Raw genomic sequence first — 12,963 nt, forward strand, 5'->3', positions numbered from 1 at the left:
GCTTCGCGGCTTACGCCACTCCTACAAAGGCTCCAGCGCCGCCCGCCCTGGCTTACCCGGCTCCGACGCTATCCCCCACGCCAGATACCAATCCTCGCCCTGCAGCTCCGCCGGATGCTGGGTGCGCCCGGAACCATTGCCACAGGCCAACGCATCAGCGGCGCAACCATGCTCGGCATCACCGTCAGACCCGATCCGCCCGGCAGGAAAAACAGCCATAGCGCGCGACCGGCAACTACTCTGCTCGCACCAACACAAACCAGCGATAGACGAGATAGCCAACGACTGCAGCCACCGGTAGCAAGCTGATCCATAACGGCAGCTCGACCACGAAGAACATCGTGGCGAAACAGGCAAAAGCCAACAGCGAAAGAAGCATGGCCGATACGTTGAACAACGCTGTATCTGCGACATCTTTTCCGAGGGATTTTCCTGGCAGATTCCTGGCTGAGCGCTGCCTGCGCAACACCCATATATCCGTGACGAAATCCACGACGCCCTCAATCAACCCGCCGAGCAAGCCAGACATCGCGGAATCCCGTTGGTCATGATGAATACGCGGATAGTCACAGTGGCCCCAGTACTAGTCAAGCGACCTGCCCGTCCATCTCCATCCAGCGCGCTGACGGCTGAGTCCGGGCAGGAAACCACTGCGGCAGGTCCAGACTCAAACCGCCGTGCCGAACCCGCTTGACCTCCAAGTTCGGCCTGCCAGTGAGCAGATGCTTACCGCGAACTCTTCTGTCCCAGTTCCTGCGCCAACCCGATGAGGATTCCCTCCACACCACGGATGTAGCACAGCCGATAGGTATTCTCGTAATTGACCACCTCATCAAGCACCGACGCGCCGAGCTTCCTGAGCCGGGCAAGCGTGTCGTCAATGTCCTCAACTGCAAACATGACACGCAGGTAGCCCAGGGAGTTCACCGGGGCTGTGCGGTGATCGGATGCAATCGCGGGAGCGTCGAACCTAGTTAGTTCCAGCCTGCCGTGGCCGTCAGGAGTGCGCATCATGGCAATCTCGACACGCTGGTCGCGCACGCCAGTGACGCGGCCAGCCCACTCGCCTTCGATCGGCATGCGCCCTTCGAGGATCAGGCCGAGCTCAATGAAGAACTCGATGGCGGCATCCAGGTTCGCTACCACGATGCCAACGTTGTCCATGCGCTTGACCGTCATAAAGCCTCCTGATGCTTGCCGCCGGAGATGGACCGCAATCCATGGCGCGGGGGTGTCGGTGCAGCAGCCGCCTGGAACCTATACACGGCCAGAATGTAGAAGCGCGTGCATGTGGTTCCAAGCGCCATCTCGCGCCCGCGTCGGGCGCGGACCAGGAAAGGACGGATGGGGGCGCTGCCACGCCACTCACTTCCGAGACAAGAACCTGACGCTGTCCCCGGTTTTCTTTACCCTGTGCGCGTTCTGTAGCGAGGCTTGCCGTGGATTCCTTCAACCTGATGCGTGCCTTCCGGCGGATTGTCGAACGTGCCAATCTGGCGCGTGCGGCCGAGGACCTTGGCATGTCGGCGGCGGGCTTGAGCAAGCAGCTGCGTGCGCTGGAAGCGCATCTGGGCGTGGTGCTGCTGCAGCGGACCACCCGCCGCATGAGCCTGACCGATACCGGCCAGGCTTATTACCTGGAGTGCTGCCGCCTGCTTGATGAGCTGGATGCACTGGAGCGCGGCATCGCCCAGCAAAGCGGCGAGGTCAGCGGGCGGCTGCGGGTCAATGCACCGTTGTCGTTCGCGTTGAGCACGCTATCGCCACTGCTGCCGCAGTTCCTGGCCGAGCATCCGCAGCTGGCATTGGATCTGGTGATGGAAGACCGGGTGGTGGATGCTGTCGGCGAAGGCTTCGATGTCTCGCTGCGTATACGCGCCGAGTTGCACGACTCCAGCTTGGTCGCACGCCGACTGGCCTCCTTGCAGCAGGTGCTGTGCGCTGCGCCCGCCTATCTTCAACAGCATCCAGCCCCGACCACGGTGGCGCAGCTGGGCGAGCACGCATTGTTGGCCTACAGCCTGTCCGATTCGCCCGGCAGCTGGCCGCTGCACGGCCCCGATGGGCAGGTGACAGTAACCCGGCCGACCCGCGTCAGCGCCAACAACAGCCTGCTGCTGCGCGAGTTGCTGGTGGCCGGCACCGGCATCGGCGCACTGCCCTCCTTCCTGGCCGCGCCCGCCCTCGCCAGCGGCCAGCTGCAGCAGGTGCTGCCGGATCATCACTACCCGCAACGCATCGTCTACGCGGTCTACCCGACCCAACGCCACCTGCAGCCCAAGGTGCGCGCCTTCATCGACTTCCTGCACGACGCCCTGCCCCGCTGCGCCGGCCTGGATTACTGACGCCCAGCGAATACTGAGCTGCCCGGCAGCCGCTGTTTCGCGCTACGGCAGCTACCTAAGCTGCGTTCTCCCGCTGAGCCGGGCCTGATGTCAGTGTGCTGCCCTTACAGGCAACTCGACCGACAGCCGACGCATTGCGCGCGGCGGCCCTGCTGCAAAACGGAGACCCGCGTACGCTACCGCGTGCCTGTTGCGACGCCATCACGTCGCTCCCCCGCACAGAGCTTTCCCCGATGAATATCCGCAACCTCACCACTGCACTCGGCCTGCTGCTGGCCGCCACCGCCCTGCCCTCGGCGGCTCACCCTTCAGCCACAGCCGAGCCACTCCCCTCCGGTCAGCAGGTCGGCGTCAGCCCCTGGGGCCCGAACGACGAGATCGGCCGGCTCAACCTGATTACCGATGCATCACGCGCGGCGATCCTGTCGCGGCTAAGCGGCGGCAAGGTCTACGACCTGGCCACCGATTACTACGTCGGCATGCCGAGCTGGCAGGACGCCGGCGATCCGCATTACCAGTTCTGGATGACCCACACGCCGCAGGGCACGGTGATCGATGACCCTATGGGCGTGGGCGAAGCGATGAACATCACCCGCAGCTACACCGGCACCGCGTTCTTGATGTACAGCCACACCGGCACGCATATCGACGCACTCAACCACTTCGGCATCCACGGCAAGATCTGGAACGGTTTCGAGGCCAGCAAACACCTCGGTGATCGTGGCTGGAAGGTCACCGGCATCGAGAAATTCCCACCGCTGGTTGCCCGCGGCATCCTGATCGACGTCGCCGGCGCCAAGGGCGTGGACATGCTGCCAGACAGCTACCGCGTCACCCGCCAGGACCTGCAGGATGCACTGCGCCGGCAGAAGGTCAGCCTGCAGCAAGGCGATATCGTGCTGATCCGCACCGGACGCATGCAACTGTTCAACCAGCCCAAGGCCTATATGGCCAACCCGCCGGGCATGGGTCTGGATGCCGCACGCTTCCTGGTCGAGGACGGCGGCGCGATGATCGTGGGCGCCGACAACCTCAGCTTCGAGACATTCCCCTCGGAAGTGGCCGACGACTACGTCCCGCTGCACACCTACCTGCTGGCCCAGCAAGGCGCACCGATCATCGAGCTGATCGCGCTGGACGAACTGGCCCGCGACAAGGTCTACGAGTTCGCCTTCATCGGCGGCCCATTGAAGATCCGCGGCGGAGACGCAGCCCCGCTGCGCCCGATAGCGTTGCCAGTCCGATAACGCCCCGCTGCATTTGTAGGAGCGGCGTAAGCCGCGAAGCAAGAACACCACCAGCACAACCAGCTGCCAAACACCCAACACAACAAGCTTCGCGCCTTACACCGCACCCCTACAAATCGACCGACCTGCTGACAACACCCAACCCAAGCGCTAAGTTGCCCTCTGGAAGAGGGGGTTCGCATGGGACGCAGAACAAAACAATCTCCTATCGGCGCATTGGCAACCATGCCGTGGCCAGTAGGCATCCTCGCAGGGATCATCGGCTTCATCCTGGTGCGCTACGGCATCCAGTGGTTCCTGTCCCTTCAAGGCGGCATGCTGGCGCAAGCCTTTGCCCAACAATCCAGTCCTGTTTTCGCGCCGCTGGCATGGATGCTGCTCGTCATCTGCTGGATCGCCGCCCTGGCCTCCTACCTCAATGCACGCAAACGCCGCCGCTTCCTGGACACGCGCACCACGCTCGAAAGCCTTGCGGCCGGCGGCTGGCGCCAGTTCGAACAGCTAGTCGGCGAAGCATTCCGCCGCCAAGGCTACGCGGTGGAAGAAACCGGGCTGGGCGGTCCCGATGGCGGCATCGACCTCATCCTGCACAAGGACGGCCGGCGCACGCTGGTGCAATGCAAACAGTGGAAGCGCCAACAGGTGGGGGTCAGCGTGGTGCGCGAGATGGCAGGGCTTCTTGCCCACCATCAAGCGCAGGCCGTAATGATTGTCTGTATCGGCACGTTCACTCCGGATGCGGAGGCCTTCGCGCACGACAAGCCCATCGAACTGATCGGCGGCGAACAACTACTGGCAATGATCCAGTCGTTGAAGACAGTGGAAGATGCACCCGTGCCAATCAATCAGCGCACGGAACCAACGCTGCAGACATCAGTGCACCCAGCGCCCGATGCCGCGCCATGCCCTCGTTGCGGAGGTGCATTGGTGCAGCGGGTCAATAGAAGCACGGGGCAGCGCTTCCTTGGCTGCAGCAATTTCCCGAAATGCCGGGGCACGGGAGCAGCAGTCACCTGATTCCACCTTGAAGCGCGATTCTCGCTGGTGACGTTGCTTTCAAAGTGGCAGTTCAAATCCGATGGCCATCTACCACTGGCCTGCTCAGATCGAGCTTGAATCGATATCACCGGTAGCTTCGAAGCTTGCGCTCTCCTCATTCCAGAGGAAGTGCACCTCAAGCCCGAGGTAATCGAGATCTATTTGCTGCTGCGCGGAGGGATGTTCCAGGCAGCGCACAAACAGGCTTAGCCAGTGCGCTCCCTCCTTCTGGAAAGAAGCAGTTCTCAAAACGTCATAACGCAGCTCGGAAACGTAGTAATCACCGGTCATTCTTCCCTTATCGGGGAACAGCATGTCGTCCGCCACCTCGTCAACGTAACGCTGGACCAGCTGATGGGCAGTGATATGAATCTCGGCCATCTGAGACTCGGCGGCCTGATGGAACCGCGCGCCAAACTCCGCATCGATATCCGTTGCGAATGGACGCGCCCAGCCGGGCACATCGATTCTTGTCATCAGCAGTTTGGTCATGGGGATGCCGAGCGATCAAGCGAAGGAAAACCAAGTCTTGCATCATACGTCCCACGCCTTCGCCACAAAGGAGGCAGCCGTGTACAGTGACGGGCGTGCCACGGATGCACCATGACATAGGATCTCGACATGAAGTCACTCCTTCCACTTCTGCTGCTGGCGTCAAGCGTATTCGCGAGTGAAGCTGCGTCAGTCGATGGGAACACCAACTGCAGCTGGCCTCTGAACATGCCCTCTGCAAGCCTGCTGCTGGTAGGTGAGGTCCATGGCACCAACGAGGCACCAGCACTGATTGGTGACCTGGCCTGCGCCAGCACAACGTCTGGAAATCCAGTGGCAGTCGCGCTGGAGATTCCAATCGAAGAGCAGACAAGCCTGGACAACTTCCTTGCAAGCAAGGGCTCCGATGCGAACCAGGCGGCACTCCTAGCCAGCCAATTCTGGACACGCCAGCCCCAGGACGGGCGATCCAGCGCGGCCATGTTGAAACTGCTGCATCGTCTACGAACACTTCGTACTGAAGGTGCAGCAATCAGCGTGCTGGCCGTGGACGATGGCATGGCCGGATCAAGGGACGCAGGTATGGCCAGGCGCATCCGCTCAGCACACGGCGGGGGAGTCACGGTGATTGCTCTGCTTGGAAACGTCCATGCCAGCCGTCAAAAAGGTCGAGAGTCAGCACCCGACTATGAGCCGGCCGGATACCTGCTGTCCGACCTGAATCCCCACAGCGTCTATGTGCGCGGGCCTGCCGGCACAGCTTGGGTTTGCGTACCAGAATGTGGTGTCACGCCGATCCAGAACAACCGCTTCGTTGGCGACAACAGGGGCTATCTGCCGGCAGCTGGATCGATACCCGGCTATGACGGCCTCTATGCGCCAACGAGCAGCACGGCGTCACCGCCAGCCGTCGACTGAAGGTCCGGTTTCGACCCATTCACTACGTCAGGCGATGGCCCTGCATGTGGAGTATCGAAACCAAGCTTCAAGCAACCCGACTCTGACCCCAACTTTCCCGCTCTGGCTGCCTGCTGCGCCCGACATAGTGGTGCACTAAACTTCCGCTCCGCGATAGAACTTGGTTGATGATGAAGGGAATGACATTGACGTTGCTCACGCTGATCTGCTGCTCCAGCGTCTGCGCCCAGGAAGCTCCGGCAAGTGCCGCCAGCGAAAGCTATGAAACAAATCTCAGCAGGGTCTATGGCGCCATTCGTACAGCCAAGATGATTGGGGAACTCTGTACGGAGAGGTTTCCAGACCAAGCCAGAGCGAATTCGGACAGCTACGCCGCCTGGCAGCATCGTCACCTCCCTTTCATGGAGGAAATCGAGGCTGCCATGTCATCTTTTGCCTTGAAAAGCGCCGACGGAGATCCGCAGAAACATGCAAGGTTCATCTCTGGAGTGGAAGCGATTTTTTCCCACATGGGCGATGCCATGAGAGCAGAAATGGAAGGTTCGATGCCTGAGGAGATCGCCCGCAGGTGCGAGCTCTATCCGAAGTACCTGGAGCTGGATCGAATGGATCTGGAGAAGCACCACGCAAAGGAGATGATCATTGTTCGCCGCGGCCCTGAAAATTGAGTTGAACCCTCAAGCCAGGCAACAAGCTTCCAACAAAGGCGGGGCATCTTTGTAGAAGCAGATCCATTCGCAGGAACGCATGACAAGATTCTTGCATTGAATCGACTATTTCAAACCGAGTCTGTGCAGATCACTCTGACCGCGACTTCGATGGTCCCACACCATCGCCGACAAGGCGCTTATTCTGCGGGGTGCATCTACCACTCAACCAGCCGCTGCTACAACTAACCATCAACTGCATGCTATCAAGGCGACGCGCGCAGCCATGCCGTTGCTGCCTGAATCACATTCTGATCAGCCGGCACAACGTTCTCGGGCTGTATACCGCGTGGATACTCAACCCCAGATCGATCAGTGAATACCGCGGTCGTCAACGCAAGCACGCCGCCATCAGGAAGATCAAAGCTTCTGTTGGATGTTGAAAGTCCCGCAGTTGGCTCGCCGAAAAAGCTGGTCTCAGGGCGACCACGGAAAGCAACCGCCACCGCTTCCCCGGAACTTGCCGTCCTCGGCCCGACAAGAACAGCAACACGGCTGCGCGACAGTTCCACGCTGCATGCAGCCGAGCGCCTGGATTGCCATGGGGTTACAACCCCATCGCGCTCTTTGACCGCGCCGACGTTGGCGCTGCCCAGAAATGAGTGCAGCCTATTGATCATCGGCCACATATTGCCCCCGGGGTTTGCACGCAGGTCGATGATCCAACCTCTCGATGATGTCGGCGCGAGGCTTACGACCTGTTTGCAAAGCTGGGCAGTGAAAGCCCGGCTCGCGACCAGATCGGTTCCGCTTAGTCCGGGAATGAGCAGGTAGCCGATGTCCTGCATGCTCCTGGCTTCAATCGGCTGCGTTGCAATGGCACTTTCACGGAGCGCCATTGCACGCTTGGGCGCCCGAATGGAACTGTGGCGATCTTCCAATGTGACAAGTACTTTCTGAATTCTGCTGTAAGCCTCTTGTGATGGCAGTGCTTTGCAATCAATCCGGCTCTGACGTCGGCGCCTTCCGAATCAACCCGGCTCTGACTCCTATTTTCTCCAACTTCGGCAAGCTCAGGCGCACATTGATGGTCAGCGCCCGCGATTTTGGGCGCTCGGTCTCGGTGGACGGCACATGGAAGTCAAACAGGACGACCGTGCGCAGTGCCCGGGTCACCCCAAACAGGCGCATTAGGGCCTGCAGTGCCGCTGTCTTGCCGGAAGCATTGGCCCCGACGAATCCGGTCAGGCCCGGGCTCAGATGAATGACCGTCGGAACCGGGGCCATAGCACCGGAATCCGGTAATGGTGACACTTTCGATATGCATTGGCACCGCTCCCTGGTGGCGCATTTATTGTTTATGCGGCCCAGATCTACCGTCGACATTGCAATACATACACCGGCGCTAGCCGATGGTAGCAAATAAATGCGCGCCGCTTCGGCTTGAATGAATTGTTGGGCTTACTAGCCCGGAGGTGTCGATTGAGTGATGTTCAACTGAACCGGGTCAGAGATATAAACGTTTTGGGTGCCGTCCTGCAACTGATGAACATCTCTATACAAATCGCCGATGCGATTATCGTCATCGGTTGCGAATGCCCAAATCTGAATGCTTCCGGCCTTTGACAGATCAAAGCCTAAGTACAGGGGGCCGATAGTGCTTGCTGCAGTACCGCTTGCGTTTGAGTAGAGCTTCGAGCGGGAAACGTATAGATTCGGAGCTCCAACCTCTTGCGCAGCAAGGTAGAGCCTCTTTCCCTCAGGAAGTGGCCTGGACAAAGCGACGACAACCGTCTCACGCACTATCGTGGGGTTCTGCTGATCAAGCGATATGCGAGATTGATCTCCAGGACTGGCAATACTCAGGCGGAGCGGATAAGCGGGGCATTCGTTCTTAGGTGTCCAATCAGATGATCTGGCGATCTGCTGCCACTGGTCACTAGTGCATTGCTCCACAATAGATGAGTCAGAAAATATTGAATCTTTACTCAAAAATTGAGAGACGGCAAAGCCGGCAACAAACCCCGAGAAAATCCACCCCAAGGTCTTTAGTGTGTTGTTGGTTTCGGTCACGAAGATCTTTCCTGTAAGCATAACGCCAGAGCTAAGCCGAACTTCGCAGTGGAGCCAAAGGCATGGCAAGCTTTTCTGCCGTGCCTTTGCTGCAATGAAGCAGTTTCGGCTCTAACGATTTTTTAGACCGTTCATCCGTTGAATTCGCTGACCGGTAGATATGCTTCACCCGTCTGTGATACATGCCGCCGCAAGCGTAAAACCACCTCCGAGAAGGCAATGGACCCGGATAAAAATAGGTACAAGTGCATTGCATCCAGCAATATAAGTTTAGTTTGGCGGCCAGATGCGCCGGAGATCGCGACGCTGGAGTAGCCAGAAATGGAAACCATGATACCCATGGTGTTATCAGCTTTGTCGTCGACCTTGGTGCGCAATGAATCAATGTCAGTAGCTGCCGCTTGGTTTGCGGTGAACTTAAGCTCCACAAGGTAGGTTGTGCCGTCAAGTGTCACTGAGCCGTCTATTTGCCGGCCATTGCTTACATATGGTCGGCGGTTTTGGATGTCAGAGAAGTCCAGGAGATCGTAGAACCAATCTTGAAAATCGTATCCGCCCTTTTGCGTCCCCACAGAGGAATGTAATCCATCCAAGCGTTGCTGCAACTTGTTCTTGTCCGTGAGGCTCCGCTGGATTCGCTGCCGCTCCTCTCGGGCCCTCCCTTTTGCTTCTTCGCGCTCCCGTTCGCTACGAGTCTCTTCGTCCTGCGATCGCAAGTGTGCCTTTAGCTCAGCGACTGCTTTTGTGGCATCTGCAATCTTCTTCGCAGAGTCTTCCCAATCGCGAAGATCGGGAAAGCTTGTTTGCTGGGAGAGATTTCTAGCCATCTGAAAGATCAAAGCCTTTCCACGATCAATTGTTTGAAGCTTCTGAAACGTTCTGTCTAGGAAATCTCGCTTGCTCTCGTCAGCCGACCAAGTAGCTATGTGAACTTCCGCTACGTGGCAGGCACGCAGAAATTTGCGCAATGATTCCTTGCGCCAGAACGACTTGAGCGTGGCCTCATAGGTCAGTTCAACTAGACGAGGTGTGATTTTGGCAGCCATAGATGCTTCAAGAAAGGCGCAACTCCGGAATTAACCTACGCCGCGAAGCGGCGTCGGCTTGAATGAACTGTTAGGCATCGTAACGCGGGTGCCACGCTTAAAGAAAACCTTGAGTGGCGTGCTGCTGCAATGGCTGTAAACAAGGAACTAGCCTTCAGGATAGCCGGCGACGAATGCACCCTTCCACTCGACACAATCCTTGGATGCTTCACCGAATAGCCTGCCAGCGCGATGAATTCAGCCAGCAAGAAGAAATGACCTCCCATTGGGTGCTTAACTACCTAATAGACGGATCCGTAAGTCCGGCTATACGACCTATTCGCAAAGCGCCGGGTGGTGGGCTTTGCCCTTGATACAGCTCGATATTAGGGCAGCTGGATCCGGCTAACAAGCCAGCGCATAACCGGACCCAGCGGAGGGCTTAGTGACCAACGCAAGCTCGCTCCGGTAGAATTTCAGATGTCCGCTTTGGGTCGGAACCAGCCATCCCAAGAAAATAAAATCAGCTCTTCCGCTTAGCCCTAGGATGCGCAGCATCATAAACCTTGGCCAGATGCTGAAAATCCAGGTGCGTATAGATCTGCGTGGTCGCAATATCTGCATGCCCCAGCAGCTCCTGCACACCACGCAGGTCGCCTGAGGACTCCAGAATATGGCTGGCGAAACTGTGCCGCAGCATATGCGGGTGCACGCTTTTGAACAGCCCCTGGCGTTGCGCCAGTTGCTTGATGCGGATCTGCACGGCGCGCTGACTTATCGGGCCGCCGCTGCGGCCCGGGAATACTGATTTCTCGCCGGTGCCGCCGCTTTCCTTGCGCCACTCCTGCAATGCGTTCATTGCATGCGAGCCCACTGGCACGGTGCGTTCGCGGTTGCCTTTGCCGTGCACCAGCACGATGCCGGTGGCGGTATCGAGGTCGCGCCAACGCATGGCGCAGAGTTCGCTGAGGCGCAGGCCTGAAGAATAGAACAGTTCGAGCAGCGCGCGGTCGCGCAGGCCCAACGGTGCATCGGTGGGCAGTTCGACCAGCTGCACGGCTTCGTCGGCGTCCAGCACCTGCGGCAGTTTGCGCGGTGCCTTGGGCGCACGCAGGCCGGCGGCGGGGCTGTTGTCGATGACGTTGTTCTTCAGCAGCCAGGCGTAGAAGCTGCGGCAGGCCGACAGGCGGCGCTGCAGGCTTTTGGCCGACAGGCCGCGGCGGTGCTCACTGGCGACGAACTCGCGCAGCTGGTCGCCTTGCAGGGTTTGCGGGTCGGATACTTCATGCGCTTCGCACCATTGCGTGAGCGCGGCGAGGTCGCGCTGGTAGGCGTCCAGCGTGTGCGCCGACATGCGGCGCTCGACCTGCAGATAGGACAGGAATGCCTGGACGGCGCTCATCGCCGCGTCACTCCACTCAAGCGCTGCGGAAACGCTGCAGGCCCGTCACCAGCGATTCGCCCATCATGCGCAGGAACAGCGTGCCCATGCCGGGATAGAAGCGGTTGGGGTCGTAGCTGCCTACCGCGATCAGGCCGACGCCCGGCAGCGGCAACAGTGCGGTGGACGACACTTCGTTGACCCGCTCGGCGTACAGCACGTCGTTCTTTTCCTGCTGCAGGCGGCCGCAGATGGGCTCGCCGTCCTGCAGGCAGTCGTGGAACGGCGCCAGCCTGGCGTCGTCCTTGGCGATGACCTGCAGCCACGGTGCTTCGGCCAGTTCCGGCACGTCGTCGAAGGAGACGATGCGCACCAGGTCGCCGGCAAAATCTTCTTCCAGCGAGGCGGCCATCGCGCGCAGGGTGTCGGCGGCGCTGGTCTGGCGCATCAGCGCCAGGGTCAGCTGGTGGGTACGCACGGCCAGGCGTTCGTTGATCTGTGCGTTGGCGCCGAGGTCGGCCAAGCGCCGCGACAGCTCGCGGTTCTTGTCGCGCAGCACTTCCAGCTGGTAGCTGGCGAGCGAAGCGGTGGGGCCGTCGTCGCGCGGCACCACCATGGTCAGTGCCAGATCGGGGAACTGCTTGAGGAAGGTCGGATGACGCCGCAGCCAGGCTGCGACTTCATGGGCACCGATTTTCTCGACTGTGTCGTTCATCCCATCCACTCTCCGTCGAATACGAATGCTGCCGGGCCGGACATCACGATCTCGGCATCGTCTGCCGGCCATTGGATACGCAGGTCGCCACCGGGCAAGGAGATCAAGGCGTCACGCTGCAGGCGGCCGCGCTGCATCAGCACTACCGCCGCCGCGCAGGCTCCGCTGCCGCAGGCCAGGGTCTCGCCAACGCCGCGCTCGTAGACGCGCAGGCGGGCGTGGCCGGCATCCATTACCTGGGCGAAGCCGACATTCACCGATTCCGGGAACGAGGGGTTCTGCTGCAGCAAGGGCCCTACCCGCTCGACCGGTGCAGCGTCGACCGAGCCGACTTCCAGCACGGCGTGCGGGTTGCCCATCGACACGGCGCCGAAGCGCACGTTCTCGCCCTGTAGCGAGGTCATGTATTCCTCGCGCGCACGCGGGAAGCCGAGCAGCGGAATCTGCTCAGGCTCGAACTCGGGCTTGCCCATGGCCACGGCGTATTCGCCATTGGCCAGGCGCTGCACGGCGTGGGTGCGGGTGGGGCTGTCGATGATGAAATCGTCGCCCTGCGCCGCGCCGTCGCGTACCAGCCAGGCGGCCACGCAGCGCGCGCCGTTGCCGCATTGCTGCGAGGTGGAGCCATCGGAGTTCCAGATGCGGTAGGACGCTACCGCGCCTTCGCTGCGCGGAGCCTCGATGGTCAGGATCTGGTCGCAGCCCACGCCGCGGTGGCGGTCGGCCAGCAGCGCTGCCTGCGCCGCATCCGGCGGCGCGCTGCCGTCACGCAGGTCCAACACCACGAAATCATTGCCGGCGCCATGCATCTTGCTGAAGCGCATGCGCCCTGTTGCCGACTTACCCATTTACGCCAGCACCACCGGTTCCGTCCTCAACGGCCTCGTCGGCCTTCTTGTCGGCGGCCGGGTCGGTCTTTTCAGTGGCGGGCTGCTCGGCCGGGGTGACTTCCTGTTCCTCGATCGGCACCGGCTTCTGCGGCATCACCAAGGGGCCCTTGTTACCGCAGGCACTGAGGCCCAGCAGCAGCAAGGCCGCCGGGATGAGAATCAGGAAACGGGACGTCTTGTTCATCCCCGGAG

General features: G+C 60.3%; 17 protein-coding genes. 5 read left to right on the top strand and 12 right to left on the bottom strand.

From position 1 onward, the window contains the following. Nucleotides 1-21: 21 nt before the first annotated feature. From ACVOL0_RS02695 to ACVOL0_RS02705, 3 genes are all read right to left on the bottom strand, one after another. Complete coding sequence (locus tag ACVOL0_RS02695; RefSeq protein ID WP_481547787.1) at nt 22-219, bottom strand: DUF3079 domain-containing protein; 198 nt, start codon at nt 217-219, stop codon at nt 22-24. Nucleotides 220-235: 16 nt separating this feature from the next. Further along, nucleotides 236-529, bottom strand: a complete 294-nt coding sequence (locus tag ACVOL0_RS02700; RefSeq protein ID WP_481547788.1) for a hypothetical protein — start codon at nt 527-529, stop codon at nt 236-238. 197 nt (nt 530-726) lie between these two features. Further along, a complete protein-coding gene (locus ACVOL0_RS02705; RefSeq protein ID WP_481547789.1) occupies nt 727-1,179 on the bottom strand; it encodes a VOC family protein in 453 nt (150 codons plus the stop codon). A gap of 260 nt (nt 1,180-1,439) precedes the next feature. On the opposite strand from ACVOL0_RS02705, the gene ACVOL0_RS02710 reads away from it, so the two are divergent. The 3 genes from ACVOL0_RS02710 to ACVOL0_RS02720 all read left to right on the top strand — a co-directional run bounded on the left by ACVOL0_RS02710 (nt 1,440) and on the right by ACVOL0_RS02720 (nt 4,609). Then, nucleotides 1,440-2,345, top strand: coding sequence for a LysR family transcriptional regulator (locus ACVOL0_RS02710; RefSeq protein ID WP_481547790.1), 906 nt, complete (start codon nt 1,440-1,442; stop codon nt 2,343-2,345). A gap of 233 nt (nt 2,346-2,578) precedes the next feature. Next, nucleotides 2,579-3,592, top strand: a complete 1,014-nt coding sequence (locus ACVOL0_RS02715) for a cyclase family protein (protein WP_481547791.1) — start codon at nt 2,579-2,581, stop codon at nt 3,590-3,592. Between the two features lie 180 nt (nt 3,593-3,772). Beyond that, entirely contained in the window at nt 3,773-4,609 is an 837-nt protein-coding gene (locus ACVOL0_RS02720) for a restriction endonuclease (RefSeq protein WP_481547792.1), read from the top strand. 84 nt (nt 4,610-4,693) lie between these two features. Here ACVOL0_RS02720 and ACVOL0_RS02725 read toward each other — a convergent pair whose 3' ends face one another. After that, entirely contained in the window at nt 4,694-5,122 is a 429-nt protein-coding gene (locus tag ACVOL0_RS02725) for a hypothetical protein (RefSeq protein WP_481547793.1), read from the bottom strand. 129 nt (nt 5,123-5,251) lie between these two features. Between ACVOL0_RS02725 and ACVOL0_RS02730 the strand changes: the two genes are divergently transcribed. Together ACVOL0_RS02730 and ACVOL0_RS02735 are read left to right on the top strand one after the other, a co-directional pair. Then, nucleotides 5,252-6,040, top strand: a complete 789-nt coding sequence (locus ACVOL0_RS02730) for a hypothetical protein (RefSeq protein WP_481547794.1) — start codon at nt 5,252-5,254, stop codon at nt 6,038-6,040. A gap of 167 nt (nt 6,041-6,207) precedes the next feature. Beyond that, entirely contained in the window at nt 6,208-6,708 is a 501-nt protein-coding gene (locus ACVOL0_RS02735) for a hypothetical protein (RefSeq protein WP_481547795.1), read from the top strand. 245 nt (nt 6,709-6,953) lie between these two features. On the opposite strand, the gene ACVOL0_RS02740 is transcribed toward ACVOL0_RS02735, so the two are convergent. The 8 genes from ACVOL0_RS02740 to lptM all read right to left on the bottom strand — a co-directional run bounded on the left by ACVOL0_RS02740 (nt 6,954) and on the right by lptM (nt 12,955). Beyond that, nucleotides 6,954-7,586 carry a S41 family peptidase gene (locus ACVOL0_RS02740; protein WP_481547796.1) on the bottom strand — a complete coding sequence of 211 codons (633 nt, stop codon included), beginning with the start codon at nt 7,584-7,586 and terminating at the stop codon, nt 6,954-6,956. 100 nt (nt 7,587-7,686) lie between these two features. Then, complete coding sequence (locus tag ACVOL0_RS02745; protein WP_481547797.1) at nt 7,687-7,974, bottom strand: hypothetical protein; 288 nt, start codon at nt 7,972-7,974, stop codon at nt 7,687-7,689. A 177-nt stretch (nt 7,975-8,151) separates the two neighbouring features. Then, nucleotides 8,152-8,760 (bottom strand): hypothetical protein, encoded by a 609-nt coding sequence (locus tag ACVOL0_RS02750; protein ID WP_481547798.1) that lies wholly within the window; start codon nt 8,758-8,760, stop codon nt 8,152-8,154. A 131-nt stretch (nt 8,761-8,891) separates the two neighbouring features. Further along, a complete protein-coding gene (locus tag ACVOL0_RS02755) occupies nt 8,892-9,806 on the bottom strand; it encodes a hypothetical protein (RefSeq protein WP_481547799.1) in 915 nt (304 codons plus the stop codon). 502 nt (nt 9,807-10,308) lie between these two features. Further along, nucleotides 10,309-11,187: a tyrosine recombinase XerC gene (gene xerC, locus ACVOL0_RS02760; RefSeq protein WP_481547800.1), complete on the bottom strand. Its 879-nt coding sequence runs from the start codon at nt 11,185-11,187 to the stop codon at nt 10,309-10,311. A gap of 16 nt (nt 11,188-11,203) precedes the next feature. Further along, nucleotides 11,204-11,881 carry a DUF484 family protein gene (locus ACVOL0_RS02765; RefSeq protein WP_481547801.1) on the bottom strand — a complete coding sequence of 226 codons (678 nt, stop codon included), beginning with the start codon at nt 11,879-11,881 and terminating at the stop codon, nt 11,204-11,206. Next, complete coding sequence (gene dapF, locus ACVOL0_RS02770; RefSeq protein WP_481547802.1) at nt 11,878-12,729, bottom strand: diaminopimelate epimerase; 852 nt, start codon at nt 12,727-12,729, stop codon at nt 11,878-11,880. Before dapF ends, ACVOL0_RS02765 begins: the two co-directional genes overlap by 4 nt. Continuing rightward, on the bottom strand, nt 12,722-12,955 hold the full coding sequence (lptM, locus tag ACVOL0_RS02775; RefSeq protein ID WP_481547803.1) for an LPS translocon maturation chaperone LptM: 234 nt from the start codon (nt 12,953-12,955) through the stop codon (nt 12,722-12,724). The genes dapF and lptM overlap by 8 nt, the downstream gene beginning before the upstream one ends. Between the last annotated feature and the right edge of the window lie 8 nt (nt 12,956-12,963).

This window comes from Stenotrophomonas sp. STEN021 (assembly GCF_056760175.1).

Bases quoted from the DNA above. Each gene is read 5' to 3' on its own strand.
- ACVOL0_RS02695 (WP_481547787.1), bottom strand. From the start codon at position 219: ATGGCTGTTTTTCCTGCCGGGCGGATCGGGTCTGACGGTGATGCCGAG.
- ACVOL0_RS02700 (WP_481547788.1), bottom strand. From the start codon at position 529: ATGTCTGGCTTGCTCGGCGGGTTGATTGAGGGCGTCGTGGATTTCGTC.
- ACVOL0_RS02705 (WP_481547789.1), bottom strand. From the start codon at position 1,179: ATGACGGTCAAGCGCATGGACAACGTTGGCATCGTGGTAGCGAACCTG.
- ACVOL0_RS02715 (WP_481547791.1), top strand. From the start codon at position 2,579: ATGAATATCCGCAACCTCACCACTGCACTCGGCCTGCTGCTGGCCGCC.
- ACVOL0_RS02720 (WP_481547792.1), top strand. From the start codon at position 3,773: ATGGGACGCAGAACAAAACAATCTCCTATCGGCGCATTGGCAACCATG.
- ACVOL0_RS02725 (WP_481547793.1), bottom strand. From the start codon at position 5,122: ATGACCAAACTGCTGATGACAAGAATCGATGTGCCCGGCTGGGCGCGT.
- ACVOL0_RS02730 (WP_481547794.1), top strand. From the start codon at position 5,252: ATGAAGTCACTCCTTCCACTTCTGCTGCTGGCGTCAAGCGTATTCGCG.
- ACVOL0_RS02735 (WP_481547795.1), top strand. From the start codon at position 6,208: ATGATGAAGGGAATGACATTGACGTTGCTCACGCTGATCTGCTGCTCC.
- ACVOL0_RS02740 (WP_481547796.1), bottom strand. From the start codon at position 7,586: ATGGCGCTCCGTGAAAGTGCCATTGCAACGCAGCCGATTGAAGCCAGG.
- ACVOL0_RS02745 (WP_481547797.1), bottom strand. From the start codon at position 7,974: ATGGCCCCGGTTCCGACGGTCATTCATCTGAGCCCGGGCCTGACCGGA.
- ACVOL0_RS02755 (WP_481547799.1), bottom strand. From the start codon at position 9,806: ATGGCTGCCAAAATCACACCTCGTCTAGTTGAACTGACCTATGAGGCC.
- xerC (WP_481547800.1), bottom strand. From the start codon at position 11,187: ATGAGCGCCGTCCAGGCATTCCTGTCCTATCTGCAGGTCGAGCGCCGC.
- ACVOL0_RS02765 (WP_481547801.1), bottom strand. From the start codon at position 11,881: ATGAACGACACAGTCGAGAAAATCGGTGCCCATGAAGTCGCAGCCTGG.
- dapF (WP_481547802.1), bottom strand. From the start codon at position 12,729: ATGGGTAAGTCGGCAACAGGGCGCATGCGCTTCAGCAAGATGCATGGC.
- lptM (WP_481547803.1), bottom strand. From the start codon at position 12,955: ATGAACAAGACGTCCCGTTTCCTGATTCTCATCCCGGCGGCCTTGCTG.